Source organism: Nitratireductor rhodophyticola (assembly GCF_019891355.1).
GTDB lineage: Bacteria > Pseudomonadota > Alphaproteobacteria > Rhizobiales > Rhizobiaceae > Nitratireductor > Nitratireductor rhodophyticola.
Window position 1 is genome coordinate 1028006 of record NZ_JAHSSF010000002.1, and the last position, 24723, is coordinate 1052728.

Below are 24723 nucleotides of genomic sequence, written 5' to 3' on the forward strand. Positions count from 1 at the left end.
CGCGGTGAAATACTTCATTTCGAAGCTGTTGCTCGACAGGCGCGTGAACGATTTCACGAGCTGACCCGCGGGGCGGTTCCCCATTTTAATCCTCTCTGGGGACGCAGGCGGTTGCTGAAAGAGCCCTTTCGAAACGGGTACAGATTTGAGCGCAATGCCAAAAGTGGAGATGGTGTGATCTACCGCAACCCGGATACCGGCAGTGAGGCGGAACCGTATCGATATCTGGCGAAGGCTGTCGCCAAGCGTGAGCGCCGGGAGCGCCTGCTTTGCTGTGAAAGAAGACTGCTTTAGCGCCTGTTTGATGATTTGACCGCCAGGCTCACCATGAGCGGCGCCTGGCGTTTGGATGCTGCGTAGGCGGCCGGGCATTTGAGCCCGGATATTTGAACAAGATCCCGAACGAGGATTTTTCCGATGACCGACATGACCCATGCGGGCTGGATATGGCTCGCAAAGGGGGCTGGCGCTGTGGCCGGCTCCGCGATTTCGCTTGCCTATATCTTGCCCAATCACCGGCGCGATGCGGCGATCCGCTTTGCGGTCGGTGTGGTGTGCGGAATGGTTTTCGGTGGGGCGACGGGGCTGAAGCTCGCCGAAATTCTGGAGCTGACGGAACGGCTGGGGGCGGCCGAAACCATGTTGATGGGAGCGGCTGTGGCAAGCCTTTGCGCCTGGAGCGCCATCGGCCTGGCGCTGCGCTATTTTCAGGCGCGCCCGATTGCGCCGCTGTCGCATGACCGTACCGACACTCTTCACGATGAGAAAGGACGCTAGAGCATGCAGGCAAAGATCGCGCCGATGCCCGATGAGCGCAAATATGCCGGGCTCGATATCGAGACGGTCGAGGTGGACGGGACGTTTTCTGGCTATGCGAGCCTGTTCGGGAAGGTCGACCTTGGCCGTGACGCGGTGGAGCGGGGCGCGTTTGCGCGCTCGCTCGAAAAACGCGGGGCGGCCGGGGTGCGCATGCTTTTCCAGCACGACCCGAACCAGCCTATCGGCACCTGGGAGGAACTGCGCGAAGACGCGCGCGGCCTTCTGGTGCGGGGAAGGCTGGCGCTTGGTGTGGCCAGGGCGCGGGAGGTCTGGGAACTGATGCGCGACCGGGCGCTCGACGGGCTTTCCATCGGTTTTCGCACGGTGAAGGCGAAGACGGAGGCGAAGACCGGCGTGCGTCGCATCGTGGAGGCGGATCTCTGGGAGATTTCCGTGGTCACCTTTCCCATGCTGCCGGAGGCGCGTGTGGACGAGGTGAAGACGGAGAATAGGGGCGCGCCGTTGCCCACGGCGCGCGAGTTTGAGCGTTGGCTGACGCGGGATGCCGGCCTGACGCGGCGCGAGGCCCGGGTGGTGATCGCCAAGGGCTTTGGCGCCTTGAGACGCGAGCGGGACGCCGCGCGGGGCTTTGATGACGGGCTTGCGGCGGTGATCCGCCAGGCGGCCCGCATGTTCAACGATTGAGGATGAAGACATGACGGCAGGACAGGCAAAACGCGCGCCGGAGGTGAAATCGGCGCTGGACGAGGGCGATGTGACGGGCGCATTCCATGAATTCATGAACGCGTTCGAGACCTTCAAGGAAGCCAACAACGAGAAGCTGAAACAGCTTGAGACGCGCAGCGCCGATGTGGTGACGGTGGACAAGGTGGAGCGCATTTCGCAGGCGCTCGACGAGCAGAAGCAGGCGCTGGACACGCTGGTTTTGAAGAAGACGCGGCCGGTGCTGGGGCGCGGCGGCGCGGCACTTCATGACCTGGAGCGAAAACAGGCGTTCGACGCCTATATGCGTTCGGGCGACGAACGCGGCATGCGCTCGCTCGAAGAAAAGGCAATGTCCTATGGCTCGGCGCCGGACGGCGGCTATCTGGTGCCCGACGAGACGGAGGCGGCCATCGGCGCGCGGCTGGCCGAACTCTCGCCGATCCGCTCCATCGCCTCGGTGCGGCAGGTTTCGAGTGCGGTTCTGAAAAAGCCCTTTGCGGTGACCGGCCCGGCGGTGGGCTGGGTGGCCGAAACGGCGGCCCGCCCGGAGACGGCGACGGGAACGCTGGACGAGCTGCAGTTTCCGACGGCCGAGCTCTACGCCATGCCGGCGGCAACGGCGATGCTGCTCGACGATGCGGTGGTCGATCTCGACCAGTGGATCGCCAGCGAGGTGGAGACCGCCTTCGCTGAGCAGGAGGGCGCGGCTTTCGTCAATGGTGACGGGATCAACAAGCCGAAGGGCTTTCTGAGCTACGCGCAGGTGGACAATGCCGGCTGGAGCTGGGGCAATGTCGGTTATAACGTGACCGGCACCGCAGGCGCGCTGCCGGCAACCGACTCCTCGGATGTGCTGATCGATCTGGTCTATGCGCTGAAGGCGGGCTATCGCCAGAGCGCTAGCTGGGTGATGAACCGCAAGACGCAGGCGACGCTGCGCAAGCTGAAGGACGCGGACGGCAATTATATGTGGCAGCCGCCGGCCACGCCGGGCAGCCGCGCCATGCTGATGGGCTTCCCGCTGGTGGAGGCCGAGGACATGCCCGACATCGGCGCGGACACGACACCCATCGCGTTCGGCGATTTCCGCCGCTTCTACCTGGTGGTGGACCGCGCCGGTGTTCGCGTGCTGCGCGATCCGTATTCGGCCAAACCCTATGTGCTGTTCTACACGACCAAGCGCGTGGGCGGCGGCATTCAGGATTTCGATGCGGTCAAGCTGCTGAAATTCGGCACGGTTTAGCCCTCCCTCGACGACCATGCCGATGCGGCCCCGGAAGCAGTTCCGGGGCCGTTTTTTTAACGGGAGTTTCACGCATGACGCTATTTCGAACGGTCGATCCGCTGGTCGAGCCGGTGACGCTTGCCGAGGCCAAGGCCCATCTGCGGATCGGGCATCTGAGCGAGGATGCGCTCATCGAAGGGTTGATCCGTGCCGCCCGCCAGGAAGTGGAGAAGACAACCGGACAGGCGCTGATCGATCAGTCCTGGCGGCTGACGCTGGACGACTGGCCGCAGGGCGATGTGCTTTATCTGAACCGGACGCCGGTGCGCGAAGTGCTCTCGGTGACGGTCTTCGATGCCGATGGTGCGGCCTCGATTGTCGATCCCGCCGCTTGCCAACTCGACGCGCATGCGCAACCGGCGCGGCTGGCGATTGCATCGCGGCCGCTTCCGGGCCGGCGGCTGAACGGAATCGAGATTGATTTCAGGGCCGGCTATGGCGAGGCGGGGACGGATGTGCCGGACCTTCTGCGGCGCGCCATCCTTCTTCTTGTGGCGCACTGGTTCGAATTCCGCACTTCGTTTGGGGCGGAAGATCAACCGGTTTCACTGCCGGCTGGCTATCAGCGGCTCGTCGAGGGCTATCGGAAGCCGAGGCTGTGATGCGGGTGCAGTTTATCGATCCCGGTGCGTTTCGCACGGAACTCAGCCTGCAGCATGCGGCACTCGTTCCGGACGGGGCGGGCGGGCACACCGAAAGCTGGAGCGAGATGGCGACGGTCTTCGGTTTCATCGAGCCGGTGCGGGCATCGGCACCGTTCGGCGCGGGGCAGCGCCATGAAGAGGTAACGCATCGCATCACGCTGCGGTTTCGACCCGGCGTGAGCGGCGGCATGCGGCTTGTGCGCGCAACACGGGCTTTCACCATCCTGACAGCGCACGATCCCGACGAGACCGGGCGTTACCTGGTCTGTCTCGCCAAGGAGAAGCAGACATGAAGATGAGCATGAAACTGACTGGCGAGGGACTGACCCGCGCGCTGCGTCGGCTGGCGCACAGGGCCGCAGAGGCGGGGGAAGAGGCGCGTCGCGCCTCACGCCTGAAGGAGAAAGCCAGGTTGGAAGCGCAGGAGCGTGACGATGCTCGACGCCGCGTTTGAACTGCAAAAGGCGGTGTTCGGTGAGCTGGCGGCAGATGTGGCGCTGACGGGCGCGCTGGGCGGCGCGAAGCTCTACGATCTGGCGCCGGCCCGCACGGCCTATCCCTATGTCACGTTCGGACCGGCCAGTGCTCATGACTGGAGCACGGATACTGAAGAGGGCAGCGAGCATTTTTTCACGGTCAATGTCTGGTCGAACGGCAAGGGGCGGCGCGAAGCGCTGCAACTGATGGACCGGATCGACACGTTGCTGAAGGGGTCGTCCCTGCCGGTTGCGGGGCATCAACTGGTCAACCTGCGCCGCGAGGGCAGTGAAATCCGCTTCGATGAAGACCTTATCGCCTATCACGGCCTGATGCGCTTTCGCGCCGTGATCGAGCCGGTCTGACACACCAACACATCCCTGGAGAACAAATATGGGTGCAAAGAAGGGCAAGGATCTGCTCCTGAAGCTCGACACGAGCGGAGCTGGGGCATTCACGACCGTTGCGGGGCTGCGCGCCAAGCGTCTCGCCTTCAACAGCGAGACAGTGGACGTGACCGACGCGGATTCGGCAGGCCGGTGGCGCGAACTGCTGGCCGGCAGCGGCGTCCAGCGTGCGGCCATAAGCGGATCGGGGATATTCAAGGACGGGGCGTCGGATGCCGCGATCCGCAGCCGGTTCTTCGCCGGTGAGATCGCCGGCTGGCAACTGGCGATCCCGGATTTCGGCGTGGTGGCCGGCCCGTTCCAGATCACTGCCCTGGAATATGGCGGCAATCATGATGGCGAGGTGACCTTCGAGATTGCGCTGGAATCGGCTGGCGCCGTGAGCTTTGCGGAGGTCCCATGAGCAGCGTGAACCGCAGGCGCGGCGAGGTGGCCGCGCGGATCGACGGCCGGGACTACACGCTTTGCCTGACGTTGGGTGCGCTGGCCGAGCTCGAAGACGCCTTTGCCGCGGACGATCTGGGGGAACTTGCAAAACGGTTTTCGAGTGGACGCCTTTCGGCGCGGGACATGCTGCGCGTGATCGCGGCCGGTCTCCGCGGTGGCGGCCACGCCGTGAGCGAGGAAGACGTGCGGGCGATGCGATGCGACGAGGGGGCGGCGGGCTTTGCGCGCATTGTGAGCGCGCTTCTGACCGCCACCTTCGGCGGGGTGGAGGAACCGCCGCAAAACCCTTGAACGCCGCAGCACCCCGCGCGAGGCCCTTTCCCTGGAGTGAGGTCATGGGGTTTGCCTTTGGGGTGCTGCGGCTTTCACCGGATGCGTTCTGGTCCATGACGCCGCGCGAACTGAATTGCGCGCTGGAGGCCGTGTGCGGCAGCGCTGTCGGTGTGCCGGCACGCAACGATCTCGATCAGCTGATGGAACGGTTTCCCGATCGTCAAATCCGAGACTGAGCGGAGGCAAATCCTTGGAAGACATGACCTTTGAGATCCGCGCGGATACCAAGCCGTTTGCGGAGGCGCTGGGCGAACTGGAAAAACTGGCGGACGGCTTCGGCCGGCAGATGACCGGTGCACTGAAAAGCGCGGTTGTCAGCGGAAAATCGTTTGAAGACGTGCTGCGCAACATCGGCATGAACCTGGCGAGCATGGCGCTTTCGCAGGCGCTGCAGCCTTTGGCGGCGCTGGGCTCGTCGCTGTTTTCAGGCGTTGTCGGCGGCATCCTGCCTTTCGCCAAGGGCGGCGTGGTGCCGTTTGCCGATGGCGGGGTGGTCTCTTCGCCAACCTATTTTCCGATGGGCGGCGGCACGGGATTGATGGGTGAGGCGGGTGCAGAGGCGATCCTCCCCCTGCAGCGCGGCGCCGACGGGCGGCTGGGAGTGGCGGCGGGCGGCAGCGCCCCGGCGGCGAACATTGTCTTCAACGTGTCGACGCCGGACGCAGCATCGTTTCGCAAATCAGAGGCCCAGATCACGGGCATGTTGGCGCGGGCTGTCTCGCGTGGCGCCAAAACCTTTTGAGGCAGGAGAAGAACCGGCATGAACGCCTTTCATGACGTACGGTTTCCGCTGGCCATTTCGTTTGGGGCCACGGGTGGGCCAGAGCGGCGCAACGAGATTGTGCAACTGGTGTCGGGCCGCGAAAAACGCAATGCGCGACAGGCGCTGGCGCGGCGGCATTACGATGCCGGCACCGGGTTGCGCTCGCTCGATGACGTGCATGAAGTGCTTGCCTTCTTCGAGGCGCGGCGCGGCTCGCTGCACGGCTTTCGGTTCCGCGACCCGTTCGACATGAAATCATGCCGGCCCTCGGAGACCCCGACAGAGCACGATCAGACGATCGGTACGGGCGATGGCGTGACGGAACGCTTCGCGCTGGTGAAAACCTATGGCGAGGGGCAGGAAGCGGTCAGGCGCCCGATCACCCACCCCGTGGCCGATGCGGTGCTCGTGGCCGTCGACGGTGTGCTGAAGGAAACGTCACTCGATTATGCAGTCGACAGTGAGACCGGTGAGCTTGTGTTCCAGCCCGGGGCCGTGCCGGCCGTGGGTGCAGTCGTGACAGCCGGGTTCGTCTTCGACGTGCCCGTGCGCTTCGATATCGAACGGCTGTCTGTGAGCCTGAGTGCTTTTAGGGCAGGGCAGATCCCCTCGATCCCGCTGGTGGAGATACTTGCATGACATCAACAGGCGAAACATTGGCCGCGCACATTGAAGGGGAAGTCACCAGCCTTTGCAATTGCTGGCGATTGAGCCGGTCCGATGGCGCCGTGCTCGGCTTCACCGATCATGACAGGGCGCTCCAGTGCGACGGCACAAATTTCCAGCCGGAGACGGGTTTCACGGCAAGCGAGGCCAGATCGTCGTTCGGGCTTTCGGTGGACACGGTGGACGTGGCAGGAGCGCTTTCCGCCTCTGATATCCGGGAGGAGGACATTCTGTCCGGACTCTATGACGGAGCAAGGGTCGAGACACTGCTCGTCAACTGGCAGGACCCTTCGATGTTTCAGAGACTGCGTGTTGCCGTGATCGGCAAGGTGACGCGGCGGGATGGAAGTTTCGTTGCCGAGCTGGAAAGCGAGGCCTGGGCGCTTGATCAGCCGAACGGGCGAACCATTGGGCGCGGTTGCGACGCCGAACTTGGGGACCATCGATGCGGCGTGAACCTGAACGATGGTCGCTTTGCGGGTAGCGGCACGCTTCTTCGCGTCGAAGATGGCGGCATCGTGGTTGTTGCGGGGGTTGGTGCCTTTGACACGGGCTGGTTTGACAACGGGGTGTTGACCTGGACCAGCGGTGCGCATTCAGGCCGGAAAGAGCGCGTGGTCGACCATGTGAACGCTGGTGGTGAGGCTCGGCTGTCACTGTGGCGGGAAGCGCCGCTGGCTGGAGATGCGGGAGACGCATTCACGATTGTTGCCGGGTGCGACAAGCGGTTTTCCACCTGCAAGGCGAAGTTCATGAATCAGCGGAATTTTCGCGGGTTTCCGCATCTTCCCGGCGACGATGCGGCCTATAGTTATGTGCGGGACGAGGGTGTCTTCGACGGCAAGGCGCTGGTGAAATGATGCAGCGGCAATTTTCGACAGAAGCGGCCCTGCGGAATGCCATTGTGGGCGAGGCGCTGAGCTGGGTCGGCACGCCCTATCGTCATCAGGCAAGCCGCAGGGGCGTGGGCTGTGACTGCCTTGGGCTGCTCCGTGGCGTATGGCGGAACGTTTTCGGCTGCGAGGCTGAGGATCCGGGCGTTTACAGCGCTGACTGGGCCGAATGCACGGTAGAAGACCGGCTTCTTGCGGCAGCCAGGCGGCACTGCCTGGAGCGGGCGCATTCAGAAACAGAGCCGGGCGACATAGTGATTTTTCGCTGGCGCCCGCACCTCCCGGCAAAGCATGTGGGCATTATGACGGCGGCGGACGCATTCGTGCATGCCTATGAGGGAAGTGCAGTCGTGGTTTCGCCACTCGTGCCGCAATGGCGCAGGCGCATTGCGGGTGTCTTCGCCTTCCCCATGCCTGCATCCTCCAGACCCGGAAAGTAGGAACCCATGGCTACACTCGTCTTGCAGGCGGCCGGTGCATTCATCGGCGGCCTTCTTGGCCCTGTCGGCGCGACCATCGGAACCGCCGCAGGAGCCTTGGCCGGATATGTTGTGGACCGGGCTCTTTTTGGAGGGTCGCAGCACTACGAAGGGCCGCGTCTCGCGGCGGCAAGGCCCTTTTCCGGGGAAGAAGGCGCGCCATTGCCCAGGCTCTATGGCACCGTGCGTACCGGCGGGACACTGATCTGGGCGACGCGGTTCGAAGAAACCAGCACCACGGAGCGCCAGGGGGGCAAGGGTGGGCCAAAGGTAACCACATACGCGTATTTCGCCAATGCTGCCTTCGCGATCTGCGAAGGGGAAATCGCAGGCGTGCGGCGCATCTGGGCCGACGGGCAGGAGGTGGACCAGAGCAAGGTCAACATCCGGATCTATCGTGGAACCGAGGACCAGCTACCCGATCCGCTGATCGAGGCGAAACAGGGGGCGGGCAACGCGCCGGCCTATAGGGGAACCGCCTATGTCGTCATCGACCGAATGCCGATCGACGATTATGGGCGGCGCATACCGCAGCTCCAGTTCGAGGTTCTTCGACCGGTTGGCGCGTTGAACGGGAAGATCGGTTCCGTTGCGCTCATTCCCGGTTCCACCGAGTTCGGCCTTTCACCTGGTGCGGTAAGAATCCATGAAAGACCCGGGCATCATAAAGTTCTCAATCGCAATACGCTGGTTGCGGAAAGCGATCTTGAAGCCTCGCTCGACGAGTTGCAGGCGCTGCTGCCCAACCTGAAAAGCATATCGCTTGTGGTTTCCTGGTTTGGTACGGATCTGCGGGCAGGCAACTGCCAGATCAAACCCATGGTGACCAGTCATGGGGGAAGTGCTTTTCCGATTCACTGGGGAAACATCTGGTCGCTCATGGGCGTTCCTTCGTCGTTCTCCAGTCACCTGTTTGGCGGCGGTGAAAATGAGAGGTGGCGGGTTTCCGGTCTGCTACGAGGGAACGCACCGATCGTCTCATTCACCGAAAACGGTGCCGCTTATGGGGGGACGCCGTCAGACCATACGGTGGTGGCTGCAATCCGGGCAATCAGGGCGCGGGGGTTAAAGGTCTGGCTCTATCCGTTCATCATGATGGATGTGCCTGCCGGCAACAGTCTTCCGAGCCCCGACGGGGAGGCGCATCAGCCGGTCTATCCCTGGCGGGGGCGGATCACGTGCTACCCGGGGCCGGGGCGCCCGGGAAGCGCCGACAAGACGGCAGAGGCTGCCGCGCAGGTATCCGCTTTGCTCGGCAATGCCGGCACCGCAGAATTTGCGCAGGCAGGTGATACGGTCGATTTCACCGGTGAAGCGGAGGACTGGGGGTACCGGCGCTTTCTCCTGCATTATGCCCATCTGGCGGCGGTGGCCGGTGGTGTGGATGGTTTCCTGATCGGTTCGGAACTGCGCGGGCTGACAGGGCTACGGGATCAGAACGGTCAATTCCCCTTTGTCGAAGGCCTAAGGGTGATGGCCAACGAAGTGCGCGGACTTCTGGGGACGCAGACCACAATCACCTATGGCGCGGACTGGACCGAGTATTTTGGGCATCAGCCTGCCGATGGCAGCGGTGATGTGCTGTTTCACCTGGACAGGCTCTGGGCGGACGATGCCATCGACGCGGTGGGCATCGACAATTACATGCCGCTCGCAGACTGGCGCGACGAGGACTATGCCGGCGACAGCCCGGACGGGTTTTCGGGGCCCTACGACCCGACCGGACTGAAAGCGAATATCTCCGCAGGCGAAGGTTACGACTGGTACTATGCGAGCGAGGCGGACCGGCACGCGCGGCTTCGCACGCCCATCACCGACGGGGCGCACGGGAAACCCTGGGTTTTCCGCTACAAGGATCTGGTTTCGTGGTGGTCGAACCAGCATTTCGACCGTCCTGGCGGCGTGGAGCAATCCGCGCCTACCGGATGGGTGCCGGCGTCAAAACCGATTATTTTCACCGAGCTTGGCTGCCCGGCGGTCGACAAGGGGCCGAACCAGCCGAACGTGTTCCCGGATGCCAAGTCGTCCGAGAACGCCTTGCCATACTATTCGAACGGCGGACGTTCGGACCTGGCGCAGCATCGTCTGCTCGAGGCGCATTATGCCTATTGGGCACACACGGGATCTCACAACCCTGTTTCGCCCGTCTATCAAGGGCCGATGGTCGATCCGAAGATGTTCAGCCTCTGGGCATGGGATGCACGGCCCTTCCCGGCATTTCCCAATCGCGGCGACATCTGGGGAGATGGCGGAAACTGGGCATGCGGACATTGGCTCAATGGCCGCGCAAGCAGCATGACGGTCGGGGACCTGATCAACGCCATTCTGAAGGACCATGGTCTGGCGCCAGCGGAAACGATGCATGCCGATGGCGCGATCGCGGGCTATGTGGTCGCCAACCCGGCCACAGCACGGGCCGCCATCGAGCCGATTGTCGATCTCTTCGGGATCGGCGCCCATGAGCGGGACGGGGAACTCGTTTTCCGCTCGCTGGGAGCGGCCCTGAAGGAGGCGCGGGAGGTTGCGGAACTGGCAACGGAAGCCGATGGCGCCGTTTTTGAGCGGATACGCGAACCCGACCACGCGTTGCCTGCTGAACTGCATGTGGATTTCCGCGATGAGATGCGCGACCACCAGGCCGCGACGACGCGCGCGGCTCATATCGGTGCGAAAGGGCGACGAAAGCATTTTCTGAGTTTCCCGGGCGTATTGGCAGCGCCGGAGGCCGAAAGACAGGCAAAGGACTGGCTGCTGCGCCACTGGGCGGCGCGGGAGGAAGCCCGCTTTGCGTTGCCGTTTTCCGCAGATCGGGTGCAGCCGGGTTCGATCCTGCGTCTTCCGGAGATTTCGGGTTCGACCCGATATCTGGTCACCGAGGTCGAAGATGGCCTGTTCAGCAGCGTGAAGGCGCGGCGTGTGCACGCCAATCCCGCGCCTGCGGCACGATCGGCTTCAACGCCACCGGCAGACGATGGCGAGCAGGGCGAAAGCGCTGCCTTCGCGCTGTTGCTGGACCTGCCCTGGCAACCGGGAACAAGGGAAGCGGAAGAGCAGTTTCGCATCGCCGCCCACGCAACTCCGTGGAGCAGCCACGTGGCGTTCGCCTCACCCGAGGAGAGCGGCTTCGACATGCGGAGCCGGATTGCCCGCCGCGCCACCATCGGGTTCCTGAAAGAGGGACTGGATGCCGGCGTATCAGGCCGGCTGGACCGGAGCCGGACAATCACCGTGGAGCTCCTTTCCGGCGGATTGGAGAGTGTTTCGCCGGCGCAGCTCGTCAATGGCGCGAACGCGGCCGCGGTGTTCAGCGGGGCCGGAGCCTGGGAAGTGCTGCAGTTCACGTCCGCAGAAGAGATCGAGCCATCGGTGTGGCGGCTTGACGGGCTCCTGCGCGGGCAGCTCGGCACCGACGATGCAATGCGGGCCGGTGCCCCGGAGGGGGCGGGATTCGTCCTGCTCGATCAGGCCGTGCAGGCGGTAGGGCTGCGTGCCGCGGAGATCGGGCTTGAACGCCATTGGCGCGTAGGCCCCGCCGGCGAGGCGTTTGGCAGCACCCGCTTCTTTCAGATGCGAGCGGCGGGTGGTCTGCGAGCGCTCATGCCCCTGTCGCCGGTGCATCTCAGGGCCCGTGAAGCCTCGTCGGGTGCGGTCGTTCTTTCCTGGATACGACGCGGACGGATGGAGGCCGACAGCTGGCTTGGCGACGATGTGCCGCTTGGTGAAGCGAGCGAGCGCTATCGGATCGACATAGCCGGTGACGATGGCGCTCCGCTCCGCAGTGCGACTTCCGAGACTACGGACTGGACCTACACGCCGGAAATGAGGGCTGCTGATTTTCCCGTGGCGCCGTCAGAAATCCGATTCACCGTGCGTCAGCTAAGCGCGCAGGTCGGTCCGGGCATACCGGCGACAGTTTCCGTCGCCGGCTGAGCACCAAACAAGCGAAAGGAAAAAGGATGAATGACAGCAAACCCTGGTACCTGTCCCGCACGATCTGGGCGTCGATGGTGACAATTGCAGCGACGGCGGCAACCATGCTGGGCTATCCGCTGGGCGAGATCGACAGTTCCGCCGTATCCGAAGGGCTTTTGCAGGCGGTTACCGCAATTTCCGGCCTGATCGCCATCTTCGGCAGGATCCAGGCTCGTAGCCGTATACGGTGACACAACGAAGCAGCGGCGCAGCAGGCGGTTGCGCCGCTGCTTCGAAAGGGCGGGAACGGGGTAAAATGACATGCTGTTCATTTCCTATTCAGCCTCGATGGGGTACATCGGATACATGTTCTGGCATCGCGCACATAAACCCGGCTTCCTCGCGGCTCTGGCTCTTCTGCCGGTGCTGCTCTGGCCCACGGCATCGCCAGCCCAGGCGGGCGTCGATTGCTACTCTGTCGGTTCACGGGTCGCTTCCCAAAACGGTGGTACGCTGGTTCAGGCAACTGCGGAGACACAGGGAGGACAGACCGTCTGCAGGGTGGTGGTGGTCATTCCGGGGGGCAACGGGGAACGCCCGAAGCGCGCCGAATTCGTTGTACCCGCAAATTAGAGCGTTTTCGCTTTTCCCGGAATTGCTCTAGTGTCGCGCAGCGGCGGCGACAAAGCCAAATTGTGAAACGAACCAGGTCGAGGGGTTAATGCGCATTCTCGTTGTCGAAGACGACAAGGATCTGAACCGGCAGATATGCGAGGCGCTGACCGACGCCGGTTACGTTGTGGACAGGGCATTTGACGGCGAGGAAGGACATTTTCTCGGCGACACCGAGCCTTATGACGCCGTGGTCCTCGACATTGGCCTGCCGCAGATGGACGGCATCAGCGTGCTGGAACGCTGGCGCCAGGACGACCGCAAAATGCCCGTTCTGATCCTCACCGCACGCGACCGCTGGAGCGACAAGGTGGCCGGCATCGATGCGGGAGCCGACGATTACGTAACCAAGCCGTTTCATATCGAGGAAGTGCTCGCACGGCTGCGCGCGCTCATCCGACGCGCAGCAGGCCACGCCTCGACGGAACTGCGCTGTGGGCCGGTGCGCCTCGACACAAAGGCCTCCAAGGCCGATGTCGACGGAATCCCGCTGAAGCTCACTTCCCACGAATATCGGCTGCTTGCCTACCTTATGCACCATCGGGACACGGTTGTCTCAAGGACGGAACTGGTCGAACATCTTTACGATCAGGATTTCGACAGGGATTCCAATACAATCGAGGTTTTTGTCGGTCGGCTGCGCAAGAAGCTCGGAGATGTGGACCTGATCGAAACCGTGCGCGGCATGGGGTATCGATTGCGCGAACCGGAGGCCGGTTAGGCCCCGGTGATGACTGATCCGAAGACGCAGTCCTGGCTCAGGCGGATCGTATCCCGCTCGCTTGCGGTGCGCGTCATCGCGTTTTCATCTTTTTGGGCAGTCATCGCGCTGGTTGTCATCGCGACGATCATCTCGGCCTTGTTTCGACAGGTGTCCGAACGTGGTTTTGACAGTGTTCTTTCTGCTTATCTCAACAATGTAATCGGCTCGGTGGGCATCGCTGAAGACGGTGACCTGCAGGGCAGTCCCAATCTCGACGATCTGCGTTTTCTGCAGCCCCAATCGGGCTGGTACTGGGCGGTGGAACCGGTGACCAGCGATCTGGGCGGGGCACTACGCTCGCCCTCAATGGCGACGCCGATCCCTTCGCCGGATAGTGGTGAGGTGCCGTTTAATACGGGGTTCCAGCGCAGCTACATGACGGTGGGACCCGGCGGCGATACGATCGAGGTGGTCGAGGCCGAACTCGTTGTGGGAGATCAGGGCCAGGTGGCCCGTTTTCGTGTCATGGGCAATCGAAGCGAGCTGGAGGAGGAGGTCAGTCAGTTTGTCCGCAAGCTCTATGGCTACCTCGCCATATTCGGTCTTGGCATGATCGCGATCAACGTCTTTGCAATCCTCTACGGTCTGCGCCCGCTCAATCGCGTGCAACAGGCCCTCTCGGATATTCGGGCGGGTTCTGCGCAGCGTCTGGAGGGGCCGTTTCCGACGGAAATCGAATCGCTCGCTGATGAAACAAATGCGCTGATCGATAACAATCGCCGCATCGTTGAACGCTCACGCAAGCAGGTTGGCAATCTGGCGCACTCTCTCAAGACGCCTCTGGCGGTGCTCATGAACGAAGGGCATGCCGTTGGCGGCGAACGCGGAAAGCTGATCACCGCACAGGCGACCGCCCTGCAGCAGCAGCTTGATCATTATCTGCAGCGGGCGCGGGCCGCCGCACAGCGCGACAGTCTCGTTTTTCGCACGCCGGTCAAGGCGTCGCTGGAGCGTATGGCGCGCGTGATGGGCAAACTCAATCCTTCCATCGACCTTCAGGTGCAATTCCCGGATGAACCGTTGATCTTTGCGGGAGAGCGGGAAGACCTGGAGGAAATCAGCGGCAATCTTATGGAAAATGCCATGAAGTGGGCCCGAAGCCGGGTTTCTCTTTCCGTGGAGGAAGGAGAAACGCAGGGCGATGGGCATGGCGTTCTGATTCTCATCGAAGATGACGGTCCGGGCATTCCGGAGGAAAAGGCGCGCGATGCGTTGAAGCGTGGCCGGCGGCTCGATGAAACAAAGCCGGGAACGGGGCTTGGGCTTGCGATTGTCGCAGACCTGGTGGAAGAGTATGGTGGTTCTCTCGCTTTGGAACGATCCTCGCTTGGCGGGCTAAAGGCCGTTGTTTCCTTGCCGCGGGCAGAAACTCAGGGCGCCAGCTGACGAGAACTGCCTAAATTGGGCCAAATCGACGCCTTAAATGCCTTGCAAACGATAAGTGTGTCTCAGGGGACCATCGGGATCAATGAAAGTCGCAGCAGTTTTTGCAATAGCCTTCTCCGCTGTTTTGTCGGGCTGCCTGAGCAGCGACATGTCGGGTTCGCAGCTTGAGCCAAATCAGTTCGCGGCGTCCCAGGCGGCGGCTGACAGCTCCGCCATTCTGGGTATGGAGGGGGGCGGCCTGATCGGCGGTGAATTCGGTGAGGCACTGTCGCGCCGGCAAAAGCGCCTTGCAATAGAGGCTGAATACAAGGCGCTGGAGAACACACCGGCCGGACAGGATGTTTCCTGGCAGGACACTGGCTCGAGCCGGGCCGGGACGGTGCGCGCGGCACAGCCTTACCGCGTTGGTTCCCAGGATTGTAGGCAATACACCCATACCATCCAGATCAACGGCACACCGCGCGAAGCGCGCGGGACCGCATGCCGAAATGAGGATGGAAGCTGGATGCTGCTCGGTTAGAGCAATCCCAGGAGACGTTGGCGCCGGTTCTCCATCCGGAACTGCGTGAGAACAATAAGGTTGAGCGCTTCTGCGCTCTAATGAAAAGTGGAAGCGCTCCGGGAGCAGCCCTGCTGCCATGGCGGCAACCCCTGCGGCGGGACGGGTTTGCCAAATGGCCGCAGGTGCGCCGAGTTGGCAGCGTCTTCCGCGACCGCTATTTAGAGCCCATGTTGTTCTGGATCCTCGCAGCTTTCCTGACCTTCGTCGCAGCCTTTGCAGTGCTGCGGCCTTTCGCCGTGCGCAGCACGATGTCGGAGGACGCGCGCGCTCACGATATCGAGGTCTATCGTGACCAGCTCGAGGAAGTTGAACGGGACGCCGAACGTGGGCTGATCGGGCAGCAGGAAGCAGAGCAGGCGCGCGCCGAGATCGGACGCCGGATTCTGAGGGTTTCAGATACGGCAGGCGGGCACAAGGAACATCTGACAAGCCAGCGCGTGACACGCCTGACGGCAGCGATCGCCGTGCTCGCCGTTCCACTGGTGAGCTGGGGGCTCTATGTGTTCACCGGGTCGCCGGGCACGCCCGCGCAGCCCCTGCACGCGCGGATGACCGAGGAGCCCGCCGAAGCGCCGATAGACGAACTGGTTGCACGGGCCGAGACACATCTGGCAGACAATCCCGACGATGTGCGCGGCTGGCAGGTGCTGGCACCGGTTTACATGCGTATGGGGCGTTTTGGCGATGCACAGACAGCGTTGCGCAACATCATGCGCCTGTCAGGCAATACGGCGGATATGAAAGCGGCATTGGGCGAGGCGATCGTCGGTAGTGCGCAGGGCATGGTCACGGCTGAGGCCGAGGCGGTCTTTCAGGAAGCGCTTGTTCTTGATCCCAGGGAGCCGAAGGCACGCTTCTTTCTGGGGCTGGCGCGTGCACAGGACGGCGCGACCGACGAAGCCCGGTCGCTCTGGCGTGAAATGCTCGACGACCTGCCGGAGGCTTCGCCGTGGCGCTCGGCGGTTGAGCAGGCTATGGCGCGTTCGGGTGGTGCCGCCGAATCCGGCGCGGGGCCCAGTGAAGACGAGGTTGCGGCCGCTTCGGACCTCTCCGGGGCTGACCGGCAGCAAATGATCGAAGGCATGGTCGCAGGATTGGATGAGAAGCTGCGTGAAAATCCGGCCGATCTGGATGGCTGGCGGCGTCTCATTCGTTCATACATGGTGCTGCAGCGTCCGGAGGCCGCGAGAGAAGCCTTAGGGCGGGCCGTGGCGGCATTCGGCCCGGAGGCTCCTGAAAGCGACGACCTCAAGGGATTTGCGGCCGATCTCGGCGTCGGTATCGAATAGGTTTGATGTGACACGGAAACAGAAAAGACTGGCGATCATCGCAGGCGCGATCGGCTTTCTCGGTGCCGCCACCGGGCTGACCCTCTATGCTCTGGGGGAACAGACCTCTTATTTCTACATGCCCGGTGACCTGGTGGAAAAGCCGGTTGCTGCGGGCCAGCGCATCCGCCTTGGCGGTCTCGTGGAAAAGGGGTCCATCGAACGCTCCGACGATACCCATGTCCGCTTTGCGGTGACCGATGGAAGCGACACGGTGACGGTGCGCTACAACGGCATCCTTCCCGATCTCTTCCGGGAGGAGCAGGGGGTGGTCACCGAGGGTGTGTTTGACGAGAGCCAGACCTTTGTCGCCGATACGGTGCTCGCCAAGCATGACGAAAACTACATGCCACGCGAAGTGGCCGACAGTCTCAAGGAAAAGGGTGTCTGGCAGGAAAACTGACGCTGGTCGAGAGCCCGTCGGGACGCGGCCAGAAACGGCTTGATTGGAGCGCATGAGAGAATGAGCATCGAACTCGGTCACTTCGCCCTTGTCCTGGCTTTTGCGCTGGCGCTGGTTCAGATGACGGTGCCGATCATTGGAGCGCAACTCAAAAACGACACGCTGATGCGCGTGGGCGAACCGGCCGCTCTGACCAACTTCATGCTGGTGGCGCTGTCCTTCATGGCGCTGACCTCGGCCTATATCCAGTCGGATTTCTCCGTCTTGAACGTCTGGGAGAATTCGCATTCGGCCAAGCCGCTTCTCTACAAGATCACCGGCACATGGGGGAACCACGAGGGCTCAATGCTCCTGTGGGTTCTGATCCTTGTCTTCTTCGGTGCACTGGTGGCGGTTTTCGGGCGCAACCTGCCCCTGTCGCTGCGTGCCAATGTGCTGGGGGTGCAGGGGGCGATCAGCTGCGCGTTCATCATATTCATTCTGGCGACCTCCAATCCGTTTGCGCGCCTCGACCCGGCGCCGATGGAGGGGCGTGATCTGAACCCCATTCTCCAGGACATCGGGCTCGCCGTTCATCCGCCCCTTCTTTATCTTGGCTATGTCGGGTTCTCCGTTGCCTTTTCCTTTGCCATTGCGGCCCTGATCGAGGGCCGGCTGGATGCGGCCTGGGCGCGCTGGGTGCGGCCCTGGACGCTGGCGGCCTGGATGTTTCTGACAGGAGGCATCGCAATGGGCTCTTACTGGGCCTATTACGAGCTTGGCTGGGGCGGGTTCTGGTTCTGGGACCCGGTCGAGAATGCTTCCCTGCTGCCGTGGCTGGGGGGAACGGCGCTGCTGCACTCGGCGCTGGTGATGGAAAAGCGCTCGGCGCTGAAAATCTGGACCGTCCTGCTCGCAATCCTGACATTTTCGCTGTCGCTGCTCGGAACGTTCCTGGTTCGCTCAGGTGTCCTGACGTCCGTCCATGCTTTCGCTACCGATCCGGCACGCGGTGTCTTTATTCTGTGCATTCTCATCCTGTTCATCGGCGGGTCGCTGGCGCTCTTTGCCTGGAGGGCGGCAACCCTGACGCCGGGCGGCCTTTTCCAGCCGGTTTCGCGCGAGGGCGCGCTTGTCCTCAACAACCTCATCCTGACGACGGCGACCGCCACCGTGCTGATCGGCACGCTTTATCCGCTTCTGGTTGAAGCCGTGACGGGCGACAAGATTTCGGTCGGCCCGCCCTTCTTCAATCTCACCTTTGGCCCGCTCATTCTTCCTTTGCTGATGATTGTGCCTTTCGGGCCCCTCCTTGCCTGGAAGCGCGGTGATTTATGGGGCGTTTCGCAACGCCTGTTCGGGGCATTTGGCAGCGCCCTGGCTGTTGCGCTTCTCGTCGTCCTGATGATTGACCGCGCCTCCGTTATGGCGGCACTCGGCATCGGGCTGGGCGTCTGGCTGGTGCTCGGCGCGCTGACCGACCTCGTGATCAAATCCGGGCTCGGCAAGGCAGCGCCGTCCGTGGCGTTCAGTCGTTTCAGGGGGTTGCCGCGCTCGGTGTTCGGGACAGCGCTTGCCCATGCCGGCATCGGGCTCACGACAATCGGAATCATCTCCGTAACCACGCTGGAAACCGAGCAGATCGCGGCAATGCAGCCGGGCGAAACGGTGGAGATACAGGGATACAATCTACGGTTCGACAGCCTGCGCCCCGTCACCGGACCGAATTACACGGAAGATCAGGCAACGTTCATCCTGACCCGTGTGACCGGGAAGCCGCTCGGCGAGGTGGTGTCTTCCAAGCGTCTTTACACCGCGCGTCAGATGCCCACCACCGAAGCTGGCATTCGCACACTTGGCCTGAGCCAGCTCTACGTTTCCCTCGGCGACCAGACCCCGAACGGCAAGATCGTGGTGCGAATCTGGTGGAAGCCGATGGTCACGCTGATCTGGCTGGGGGCGCTGGTCATGATGATTGGTGGGACGGTGTCGCTGCTTGACCGCCGGCTGCGGATTGGAGCGCCGATGCCACGCAGAATACCGGGCAGAAAACCGGCTGCAGAGGGCAGGGCGTCATGAGGCGGTTGATTTCCGGCGCGTTCTTCGCAGTCTGCGGGCTTGTGTTTTTGGCGCTTCAGTCCGCGTTTGCCGTGCAACCCGACGAAGTGCTGGACGATCCGGCGCTCGAGGCGCGCGCGCGCGACCTTTCTGCCGAGTTGCGGTGTATGGTCTGCCAGAACCAGTCGATCGACGATTCCGATGCGGAACTAGCACGTGATCTCAGGGTTCTGGTGCGCGACCGCCTGGAGGCGGGCGACAGCGACGAAGAGGTTATCGCCTATGTGGTCGATCGCTATGGAGAATTCGTCCTCCTGAAACCGCGCTTCAGCTATCGCAACGCCCTTCTCTGGGGAGCTCCTGTCATACTCTTGCTGTTCGGAGGGGCGTTGATTGTCGCAAACGCACGGCGCAGGAAGACAGGAGAGGCTGTCTCTGGCCTGAGCGCAGAAGAGCAAGAGCGCCTTGACCAGATTTTGAACGACCGTGACTGAAATTGCGCCTCGCAAGCCTGTACGAAGGGTCCGCACCCACTTAGCCTGAAACCGGCCTGCCTGTTGGCAGGCCCGGGCACGTGCGAAAGGGGACTCCATGACGGCGAAAACACAGAAGCTTGCGTTCAAGGGCCACTCCGGCGCTGATCTCGCCGCGCGGCTCGACCTGCCAAACGGGCCGGTCAGAGCCTACGCACTGTTTGCTCACTGCTTTACGTGCTCCAAGGATCTGCTCGCTGCACGGCGTATCGCTGCCGAACTGGCGCGGGCCGGCATCGCCGTGTTGCGCTTCGACTTTACCGGCCTCGGGTCCAGCGAGGGCGAATTCGCATCGACCAATTTCTCCACCAATCTCGAAGATCTGCTCAGTGCGGCGACCTTTCTTGAAGAGCATTACGAAGCGCCCTCCGTTCTGATCGGGCATTCTCTGGGCGGTGCGGCGGTTCTTGCCATTGCCGGGCGCTTGTCCTCCGTAAAGGCGGTCGCAACCATTGGAGCGCCTGCCGACACGGCGCACGTGCTGAAAAATCTGGGTGCTTCGCTTGAGAGCATCCAGCAGGAAGGCGAAGCGGATGTTTCGCTCGGCGGTCGACAGTTTCGCGTGCAGAGACAGTTTGTCGAGGATGTCCGGGCGCACAGTCTTCTGGATGCCGTCGCCGGCATGCGCAAGCCGCTGCTCCTTCTGCATGCGCCGCTCGACGAGATCGTCGGTATCGACAACGCCACGCAGATATTTCTGGCGGCAAAACACCCCAAGAGCTTCATATCGCTGGACCAGGGCGATCATCTGTTGACAGACCCCGAGGACGCCTCCTTTGCCGCAAGTGCGATGTGTGGCTGGCTCTCGCGCTATCTTCCCGGCGACGAACCGCAGGGCACGGTGCCGGTCGAGCATGTGCGCGTGATGGAAACGGGGCAGGGCAAGTTCCAGAATGCGGTACAGGCCGGCCGGCATCGCCTGTTCGCCGATGAGCCGGAGAGTTTCGGCGGGCTCGACACGGGGCCGTCACCCTATGACTTTCTGTCCATAGCCCTTGGCGCCTGTACCACGATGACGCTGCGCCTCTATGCCGATCGCAAAAAGCTGGATCTCGGGCGCATTAGCGTCGACGTCTCGCACGACAAGGTTCACGCCAGGGATTGTGCGGACTGCTCCGAGGCGGCGAAGGCGCAGGGGCGTATCGACCGATTTGAACGCGTCATCGAAGTGGAGAAACCCGCATCCTCCGAGCTGCGGGAAAAACTGATCGAAATTGCCGGCAAGTGTCCGGTCCACAGAACGCTTGAGAGCGTCGCGCATGTCCACACCGCTGTTCGCGGGGAGGAAAGCGGAGCGGAGTGACCCGAAGCGGGCCCGAACATTACGAAAATTTCATCGGCTGGAAATGGCGTTGTAATGTAGGCACCGCTATTTCATCACCCTAAGACGCGTTTGCGCGCCGAAATGAGATTTTCCAAGAGGATAGGTTACCATGCACCAGGACGCGGATAACAAGGCACCGGAGAAGGGTATCATCACAAAGAAGCGCGGGCGCCTGATGGCGACAATCGCTTCCGTCGCCATTGCCGGGGCGATTGGCCTGGGTGCCGTTACCAGCGGAACGGCGCCGGTCATGGCTGAAGCCGTCCGGCTCGACCAGCCGGTTCAGGCTCCGAGCTTCGCCGATATCGTCGAGAAGGTTTCTCCTGCGGTGGTCAGCGTGCGCGTCAAAGCCGATGTCAAAATGACATCGAATCCTGGCGGCTCGGGCTTCTTCGACATGCCGGGCTTTGAAGAACTGCCGGACGGGCATCCCCTCAAGCGCTTCTTCCGCGAGTTCCGCGGCGATCGCGGATTTGAGCAGGATCGCCGGTCCGAGCGTCGTCGTCCCCGCCCGGTTTCTCAGGGGTCCGGCTTCTTCATTTCCGAAGACGGTTATCTCGTCACCAACAACCATGTGGTCGATGGCGGCAGCAACTTCACCGTCGTCATGGATGACGGTACCGAGATCGACGCAAAGCTGGTCGGCACCGACCCGCGCACGGACCTTGCCGTGCTGAAGGTCGATGAGGAACGCAAGTTCACCTATGTCGATTTTGCAGACGACGAGAAGGTGCGTGTCGGTGACTGGGTGGTTGCCGTCGGCAATCCGTTCGGTCTCGGCGGCACGGTGACGGCAGGCATCGTCTCCGCCCGTGGCCGCGATATCGGCGCCGGACCGTATGACGATTTCATCCAGATCGATGCGGCCGTTAACCGCGGAAACTCCGGTGGCCCGGCCTTCAACCTTACCGGTGAGGTCGTTGGCATCAATACGGCGATCTTCTCGCCCTCCGGCGGCAATGTCGGCATCGCCTTCGCGATTCCAGCCTCGGTCGCCAAAGAGGTTGTCGGGGATCTGATCAAGGACGGTACGGTTGAACGCGGCTGGCTTGGCGTCCAGATTCAGCCGGTGTCCAAAGACATCGCCGAATCCGTTGGCCTCGATGAGGAGAAAGGCGCGCTGGTCGCCGATGCGCAGGAAGGCGAACCGGCCGCCAAGGCTGGCATCCGCTCCGGCGACATCATCATCGCCGTTGAGGACAAGCCGGTCGCTTCGCCGAAGGAACTGGCCCGCCTGATCGCCGGCTTCGCGCCGGGCAATGAGGTCGACGTCACGCTCTGGCGCAATGGCGAGACGGAAAACGTCACGGTGACGCTCTCCGAAATGCCGGGCGTGGAGACGATGGCATCGGCGCGAGGTGGTTCGCAGTCGAGCACGATGGATGCCCAGTTCGGCCTGAAGGTGACGCCAGCAGAAGACGGCGATGGTCTGGTGGTGACGGATGTGGAGCCCGGGAGCCCGGCAGATGACCGCGGAATCCGCCCTGGTGACATTATCCGCACCGTCAACTCGCAGGCGGTGAAGTCGGGCAAGGATGTCGAGGAAGCCGTCTCGGCTGCCGTAAAAGCCGGTCGCAAGGCCGTGCTCGTGCAGATCGAGCGCGACGATGCCAGCCGCTTTGTCGCCCTGCCGACCGGGGAAGGCTGATCTCTCGGGCAGGTCTTGGACTCCTCCGCAGTCGCTGTGGGGGAGTTCGGTTGTCATCCAGACCTTTCAGGAAGACGTCTCATCTGTGAACGGGTTATAACGACCGCATGAAGATTCTTGTCATCGAGGACGACCGGGAAGCGGCGGACTATCTCAGGAACGCCTTTGCCGAGGCAGGCCACACGGCAGACATCGCGCGCGACGGCGACAGCGGCTTTTCCATGGCCGAGACCGGCAGCTACGACGTCTTCGTCATCGATCGCATGCTGCCGCGCCGCGACGGTCTTTCCATCATTGCCGAGCTGCGTGACGGCGGCAACGACACGCCTGCGCTCATCCTCTCGGCACTGGGAGAGGTGGATGACCGGGTGACCGGCCTGCGTGCCGGTGGCGACGACTATCTGACCAAGCCATACGCCTTCTCCGAACTGCTCGCCCGCATCGAGGTCCTGCGCCGGCGGGCCGGCACCAAGGATGTCGAAACCGTCTACAATGTCGGCGATCTGGAGCTGGACCGTCTGTCGCACACGGTGCGACGCGCGGGACAGGAAATCGTTCTCCAGCCACGCGAGTTCCGACTGCTCGAATACATGATGCGCCATGCCGGGCAGGTGGTGACCCGGACCATGCTTCTGGAGAATGTCTGGGACTATCATTTCGACCCGCAGACCAATGTCATCGACGTGCACATCTCGCGTCTGCGCGGCAAGATCGAAAAGGGCTTTGAGAAGCCGCTGCTTCACACGGTGCGTGGCGCCGGCTACATGCTGAAGGACTGATGACGCGGCTCCTTTCGATCCTCAACACAACGGCAGCGCGCCTTTCTGCGCTCTATCTCATCCTTTTCGCCGTCTGTGCCACGTTCCTCGTCATTTACATGACATCTCTGTCGGCCCGCATGCTGGTCGGGCAGACACATGAGGCCATCAACGAGGAGGTGCGCGGCCTCGACCGCGCCTATCGCCGCGGCGGCCTGCCGTTTCTCGTGCGGGTGATCGAATCGCGCGCGCGTCAGCCCGGCGCCAATCTCTATCTTCTGGCCGATGCCAACGGCCGCATCCTTTCCGGCAATGTGGAAAGCCTGCAGCCAGGTGTGCTCGACGTGATGGGCTGGACCGAACGGCCTTTCACCTATAGCCGTTTTGGCGAGGGCGAGGCGCGTCTGGATCCAAGAGCGCGTGAGGCGGAACACAAGGCGATGGCCGTGGTCTTTCGCCTGCCCAACCAGATCATCGTCATGGTCGGGCGCGATCTCGGTGAACCGGAAAAATTCCGCAGCGTGATGCAGCGTGCCCTTGTGGTCACGCTCGCCATCATGTGTGCAGGCGCCCTGCTGATCTGGTATTTTGTCGGCCGCCGCGCGCTGAAGCGCATCGACCGCGTCTCCGAGGCAAGCCGCAGCATCATGGGCGGCGATCTCAACCGCCGGCTGCCCGTTTCGGGAGCGGGTGACGAGTTCGATCGGCTTTCCGACAATCTGAACAAGATGCTGGATCGTATCGCGGCCCTGAATGAAGGGTTGCGGGAGGTCTCGGACAACATCGCCCATGATCTGAAGACGCCGTTGACGCGCCTGCGCAACAGGGCAGAAGCCGCGCTCGCCGGAAAGCAGAAAACGGCGGACTACCGCGCTGCTCTGGAGCGCACCATCGCCGAATCCGACCAGCTCATACGCACGTTCAACGCCATTTTGATGATTTCGCGGCTCGAGGCGGGTTACTCCGCGGAAGCCACGTCGACAATCGATCTGCGCGCCATTCTGGCCGATGTGGTGGAACTCTACGAGCCGCTCGCCGAGGAGCAGGGCGTGGCGCTTGAGGCCGAGATTGACGGTGCCGTCACGCTGCAGGGCAACCGTGAACTGATCGGACAGGCGCTATCGAACATCGTTGACAACGCGATCAAGTATTCCGCGGGTTCTGGCGAGACACCGGCGGTGCAGGTCTCCCTGGAAACCGCAGCCTCTGAAATTCGGCTAACGGTGCGCGACAACGGTCCCGGTGTTCCCGACGCGGACCGTCGCCGCGTGACGGAACGCTTCGTGCGCCTTGAGGAAAGCCGTACCCAGCCCGGGTCCGGTCTGGGGCTCAGCCTTGCCAAGGCTGTCATGACATTCCATGGTGGACGTCTCGAATTCGCCGACAATGAGCCCGGTCTCGCCGTGACAATGGTGTTTCCCGCTGAAGCGCCGAAACGGAAAGTCGAAACGGTTTTCAGGAAGCGTGAAGCCTCCGACTGAGAGGGGCTGGGCGAGCGAAAATGCTTGACCGGAGAGG

General features: G+C 62.7%; 28 protein-coding genes. All 28 read left to right on the plus strand.

Annotated features, from left to right (window positions below):
- The first annotated feature begins 417 nt into the window (after nucleotides 1-417).
- The 28 genes from KUG85_RS10500 to KUG85_RS10635 all read left to right on the plus strand — a co-directional run bounded on the left by KUG85_RS10500 (nucleotide 418) and on the right by KUG85_RS10635 (nucleotide 24686).
- Complete coding sequence (locus tag KUG85_RS10500) at nucleotides 418-777, plus strand: DUF6107 family protein (RefSeq protein WP_223005128.1); 360 nt, start codon at nucleotides 418-420, stop codon at nucleotides 775-777.
- A gap of 3 nt (nucleotides 778-780) precedes the next feature.
- Complete coding sequence (locus KUG85_RS10505) at nucleotides 781-1464, plus strand: HK97 family phage prohead protease (RefSeq protein ID WP_223005129.1); 684 nt, start codon at nucleotides 781-783, stop codon at nucleotides 1462-1464.
- A 10-nt stretch (nucleotides 1465-1474) separates the two neighbouring features.
- A complete protein-coding gene (locus KUG85_RS10510; RefSeq protein WP_223005130.1) occupies nucleotides 1475-2728 on the plus strand; it encodes a phage major capsid protein in 1254 nt (417 codons plus the stop codon).
- Between the two features lie 74 nt (nucleotides 2729-2802).
- On the plus strand, nucleotides 2803-3372 hold the full coding sequence (locus KUG85_RS10515; protein WP_223005131.1) for a head-tail connector protein: 570 nt from the start codon (nucleotides 2803-2805) through the stop codon (nucleotides 3370-3372).
- Nucleotides 3372-3707 carry a phage head closure protein gene (locus tag KUG85_RS10520; RefSeq protein WP_223005132.1) on the plus strand — a complete coding sequence of 112 codons (336 nt, stop codon included), beginning with the start codon at nucleotides 3372-3374 and terminating at the stop codon, nucleotides 3705-3707. Before KUG85_RS10515 ends, KUG85_RS10520 begins: the two co-directional genes overlap by 1 nt.
- Nucleotides 3704-3868 carry a hypothetical protein gene (locus KUG85_RS10525; RefSeq protein ID WP_155983519.1) on the plus strand — a complete coding sequence of 55 codons (165 nt, stop codon included), beginning with the start codon at nucleotides 3704-3706 and terminating at the stop codon, nucleotides 3866-3868. The genes KUG85_RS10520 and KUG85_RS10525 overlap by 4 nt, the downstream gene beginning before the upstream one ends.
- Nucleotides 3849-4256, plus strand: a complete 408-nt coding sequence (locus KUG85_RS10530) for a DUF3168 domain-containing protein (RefSeq protein ID WP_223005133.1) — start codon at nucleotides 3849-3851, stop codon at nucleotides 4254-4256. Before KUG85_RS10525 ends, KUG85_RS10530 begins: the two co-directional genes overlap by 20 nt.
- A 28-nt stretch (nucleotides 4257-4284) precedes the next feature.
- Entirely contained in the window at nucleotides 4285-4701 is a 417-nt protein-coding gene (locus KUG85_RS10535; RefSeq protein WP_065818404.1) for a phage major tail protein, TP901-1 family, read from the plus strand.
- Nucleotides 4698-5036 carry a gene transfer agent family protein gene (locus KUG85_RS10540; RefSeq protein ID WP_223005134.1) on the plus strand — a complete coding sequence of 113 codons (339 nt, stop codon included), beginning with the start codon at nucleotides 4698-4700 and terminating at the stop codon, nucleotides 5034-5036. The genes KUG85_RS10535 and KUG85_RS10540 overlap by 4 nt, the downstream gene beginning before the upstream one ends.
- The gene (locus tag KUG85_RS10545) at nucleotides 5033-5254 is read left to right on the plus strand and encodes a rcc01693 family protein (RefSeq protein ID WP_255606357.1); all 222 of its coding nucleotides are present in this window, start codon (nucleotides 5033-5035) and stop codon (nucleotides 5252-5254) included. Before KUG85_RS10540 ends, KUG85_RS10545 begins: the two co-directional genes overlap by 4 nt.
- A 23-nt stretch (nucleotides 5255-5277) precedes the next feature.
- Nucleotides 5278-5820: a phage tail tape measure protein gene (locus tag KUG85_RS10550; RefSeq protein WP_223005136.1), complete on the plus strand. Its 543-nt coding sequence runs from the start codon at nucleotides 5278-5280 to the stop codon at nucleotides 5818-5820.
- Nucleotides 5821-5838: 18 nt separating this feature from the next.
- Entirely contained in the window at nucleotides 5839-6480 is a 642-nt protein-coding gene (locus KUG85_RS10555) for a DUF2460 domain-containing protein (protein WP_223005137.1), read from the plus strand.
- Entirely contained in the window at nucleotides 6477-7367 is an 891-nt protein-coding gene (locus tag KUG85_RS10560; RefSeq protein ID WP_223005138.1) for a DUF2163 domain-containing protein, read from the plus strand. Before KUG85_RS10555 ends, KUG85_RS10560 begins: the two co-directional genes overlap by 4 nt.
- Nucleotides 7367-7840, plus strand: coding sequence for an NlpC/P60 family protein (locus KUG85_RS10565; protein ID WP_223005139.1), 474 nt, complete (start codon nucleotides 7367-7369; stop codon nucleotides 7838-7840). The genes KUG85_RS10560 and KUG85_RS10565 overlap by 1 nt, the downstream gene beginning before the upstream one ends.
- Nucleotides 7841-7846: 6 nt before the next feature.
- Nucleotides 7847-11809 carry a baseplate multidomain protein megatron gene (locus KUG85_RS10570; protein ID WP_223005140.1) on the plus strand — a complete coding sequence of 1321 codons (3963 nt, stop codon included), beginning with the start codon at nucleotides 7847-7849 and terminating at the stop codon, nucleotides 11807-11809.
- A 26-nt stretch (nucleotides 11810-11835) separates the two neighbouring features.
- Nucleotides 11836-12042 carry a hypothetical protein gene (locus KUG85_RS10575; RefSeq protein ID WP_065818397.1) on the plus strand — a complete coding sequence of 69 codons (207 nt, stop codon included), beginning with the start codon at nucleotides 11836-11838 and terminating at the stop codon, nucleotides 12040-12042.
- A 70-nt stretch (nucleotides 12043-12112) separates the two neighbouring features.
- Nucleotides 12113-12424: a hypothetical protein gene (locus KUG85_RS10580; protein WP_007008428.1), complete on the plus strand. Its 312-nt coding sequence runs from the start codon at nucleotides 12113-12115 to the stop codon at nucleotides 12422-12424.
- An 88-nt stretch (nucleotides 12425-12512) separates the two neighbouring features.
- Entirely contained in the window at nucleotides 12513-13184 is a 672-nt protein-coding gene (locus KUG85_RS10585) for a response regulator transcription factor (protein ID WP_065818396.1), read from the plus strand.
- A 9-nt stretch (nucleotides 13185-13193) separates the two neighbouring features.
- Nucleotides 13194-14612 (plus strand): ATP-binding protein, encoded by a 1419-nt coding sequence (locus tag KUG85_RS10590; RefSeq protein WP_090329735.1) that lies wholly within the window; start codon nucleotides 13194-13196, stop codon nucleotides 14610-14612.
- A 148-nt stretch (nucleotides 14613-14760) separates the two neighbouring features.
- The gene (locus tag KUG85_RS10595) at nucleotides 14761-15132 is read left to right on the plus strand and encodes an RT0821/Lpp0805 family surface protein (protein ID WP_081784658.1); all 372 of its coding nucleotides are present in this window, start codon (nucleotides 14761-14763) and stop codon (nucleotides 15130-15132) included.
- Nucleotides 15133-15341: 209 nt separating this feature from the next.
- Entirely contained in the window at nucleotides 15342-16463 is a 1122-nt protein-coding gene (ccmI, locus tag KUG85_RS10600) for a c-type cytochrome biogenesis protein CcmI (protein WP_223005141.1), read from the plus strand.
- A gap of 7 nt (nucleotides 16464-16470) precedes the next feature.
- A complete protein-coding gene (gene ccmE / locus KUG85_RS10605) occupies nucleotides 16471-16905 on the plus strand; it encodes a cytochrome c maturation protein CcmE (protein WP_223005142.1) in 435 nt (144 codons plus the stop codon).
- 60 nt (nucleotides 16906-16965) lie between these two features.
- The gene (locus KUG85_RS10610) at nucleotides 16966-18963 is read left to right on the plus strand and encodes a heme lyase CcmF/NrfE family subunit (RefSeq protein ID WP_223005143.1); all 1998 of its coding nucleotides are present in this window, start codon (nucleotides 16966-16968) and stop codon (nucleotides 18961-18963) included.
- Nucleotides 18960-19436: a cytochrome c-type biogenesis protein gene (locus KUG85_RS10615; protein WP_065818392.1), complete on the plus strand. Its 477-nt coding sequence runs from the start codon at nucleotides 18960-18962 to the stop codon at nucleotides 19434-19436. Before KUG85_RS10610 ends, KUG85_RS10615 begins: the two co-directional genes overlap by 4 nt.
- A gap of 97 nt (nucleotides 19437-19533) precedes the next feature.
- Nucleotides 19534-20778, plus strand: a complete 1245-nt coding sequence (locus KUG85_RS10620; protein WP_223005144.1) for a bifunctional alpha/beta hydrolase/OsmC family protein — start codon at nucleotides 19534-19536, stop codon at nucleotides 20776-20778.
- A 130-nt stretch (nucleotides 20779-20908) separates the two neighbouring features.
- Nucleotides 20909-22447 (plus strand): DegQ family serine endoprotease, encoded by a 1539-nt coding sequence (locus tag KUG85_RS10625; protein WP_025029949.1) that lies wholly within the window; start codon nucleotides 20909-20911, stop codon nucleotides 22445-22447.
- A 107-nt stretch (nucleotides 22448-22554) separates the two neighbouring features.
- Complete coding sequence (locus tag KUG85_RS10630) at nucleotides 22555-23226, plus strand: response regulator transcription factor (protein WP_007008437.1); 672 nt, start codon at nucleotides 22555-22557, stop codon at nucleotides 23224-23226.
- A complete protein-coding gene (locus KUG85_RS10635) occupies nucleotides 23226-24686 on the plus strand; it encodes a sensor histidine kinase (protein ID WP_065818390.1) in 1461 nt (486 codons plus the stop codon). The genes KUG85_RS10630 and KUG85_RS10635 overlap by 1 nt, the downstream gene beginning before the upstream one ends.
- Nucleotides 24687-24723 lie beyond the last annotated feature (37 nt).

Excerpts from the sequence above, each read along its gene's own strand:
- KUG85_RS10500 (WP_223005128.1), top strand. The coding sequence starts at position 418 with ATGACCGACATGACCCATGCGGGCTGGATATGGCTCGCAAAGGGGGCT.
- KUG85_RS10505 (WP_223005129.1), top strand. The coding sequence starts at position 781 with ATGCAGGCAAAGATCGCGCCGATGCCCGATGAGCGCAAATATGCCGGG.
- KUG85_RS10510 (WP_223005130.1), top strand. The coding sequence starts at position 1,475 with ATGACGGCAGGACAGGCAAAACGCGCGCCGGAGGTGAAATCGGCGCTG.
- KUG85_RS10515 (WP_223005131.1), top strand. The coding sequence starts at position 2,803 with ATGACGCTATTTCGAACGGTCGATCCGCTGGTCGAGCCGGTGACGCTT.
- KUG85_RS10520 (WP_223005132.1), top strand. The coding sequence starts at position 3,372 with ATGCGGGTGCAGTTTATCGATCCCGGTGCGTTTCGCACGGAACTCAGC.
- KUG85_RS10525 (WP_155983519.1), top strand. The coding sequence starts at position 3,704 with ATGAAGATGAGCATGAAACTGACTGGCGAGGGACTGACCCGCGCGCTG.
- KUG85_RS10530 (WP_223005133.1), top strand. The coding sequence starts at position 3,849 with ATGCTCGACGCCGCGTTTGAACTGCAAAAGGCGGTGTTCGGTGAGCTG.
- KUG85_RS10535 (WP_065818404.1), top strand. The coding sequence starts at position 4,285 with ATGGGTGCAAAGAAGGGCAAGGATCTGCTCCTGAAGCTCGACACGAGC.
- KUG85_RS10540 (WP_223005134.1), top strand. The coding sequence starts at position 4,698 with ATGAGCAGCGTGAACCGCAGGCGCGGCGAGGTGGCCGCGCGGATCGAC.
- KUG85_RS10550 (WP_223005136.1), top strand. The coding sequence starts at position 5,278 with ATGACCTTTGAGATCCGCGCGGATACCAAGCCGTTTGCGGAGGCGCTG.
- KUG85_RS10555 (WP_223005137.1), top strand. The coding sequence starts at position 5,839 with ATGAACGCCTTTCATGACGTACGGTTTCCGCTGGCCATTTCGTTTGGG.
- KUG85_RS10560 (WP_223005138.1), top strand. The coding sequence starts at position 6,477 with ATGACATCAACAGGCGAAACATTGGCCGCGCACATTGAAGGGGAAGTC.
- KUG85_RS10565 (WP_223005139.1), top strand. The coding sequence starts at position 7,367 with ATGCAGCGGCAATTTTCGACAGAAGCGGCCCTGCGGAATGCCATTGTG.
- KUG85_RS10570 (WP_223005140.1), top strand. The coding sequence starts at position 7,847 with ATGGCTACACTCGTCTTGCAGGCGGCCGGTGCATTCATCGGCGGCCTT.
- KUG85_RS10575 (WP_065818397.1), top strand. The coding sequence starts at position 11,836 with ATGAATGACAGCAAACCCTGGTACCTGTCCCGCACGATCTGGGCGTCG.
- KUG85_RS10580 (WP_007008428.1), top strand. The coding sequence starts at position 12,113 with ATGCTGTTCATTTCCTATTCAGCCTCGATGGGGTACATCGGATACATG.
- KUG85_RS10585 (WP_065818396.1), top strand. The coding sequence starts at position 12,513 with ATGCGCATTCTCGTTGTCGAAGACGACAAGGATCTGAACCGGCAGATA.
- KUG85_RS10590 (WP_090329735.1), top strand. The coding sequence starts at position 13,194 with ATGACTGATCCGAAGACGCAGTCCTGGCTCAGGCGGATCGTATCCCGC.
- KUG85_RS10595 (WP_081784658.1), top strand. The coding sequence starts at position 14,761 with ATGTCGGGTTCGCAGCTTGAGCCAAATCAGTTCGCGGCGTCCCAGGCG.
- ccmI (WP_223005141.1), top strand. The coding sequence starts at position 15,342 with ATGTTGTTCTGGATCCTCGCAGCTTTCCTGACCTTCGTCGCAGCCTTT.
- KUG85_RS10610 (WP_223005143.1), top strand. The coding sequence starts at position 16,966 with ATGAGCATCGAACTCGGTCACTTCGCCCTTGTCCTGGCTTTTGCGCTG.
- KUG85_RS10615 (WP_065818392.1), top strand. The coding sequence starts at position 18,960 with ATGAGGCGGTTGATTTCCGGCGCGTTCTTCGCAGTCTGCGGGCTTGTG.
- KUG85_RS10620 (WP_223005144.1), top strand. The coding sequence starts at position 19,534 with ATGACGGCGAAAACACAGAAGCTTGCGTTCAAGGGCCACTCCGGCGCT.
- KUG85_RS10625 (WP_025029949.1), top strand. The coding sequence starts at position 20,909 with ATGCACCAGGACGCGGATAACAAGGCACCGGAGAAGGGTATCATCACA.
- KUG85_RS10630 (WP_007008437.1), top strand. The coding sequence starts at position 22,555 with ATGAAGATTCTTGTCATCGAGGACGACCGGGAAGCGGCGGACTATCTC.
- KUG85_RS10635 (WP_065818390.1), top strand. The coding sequence starts at position 23,226 with ATGACGCGGCTCCTTTCGATCCTCAACACAACGGCAGCGCGCCTTTCT.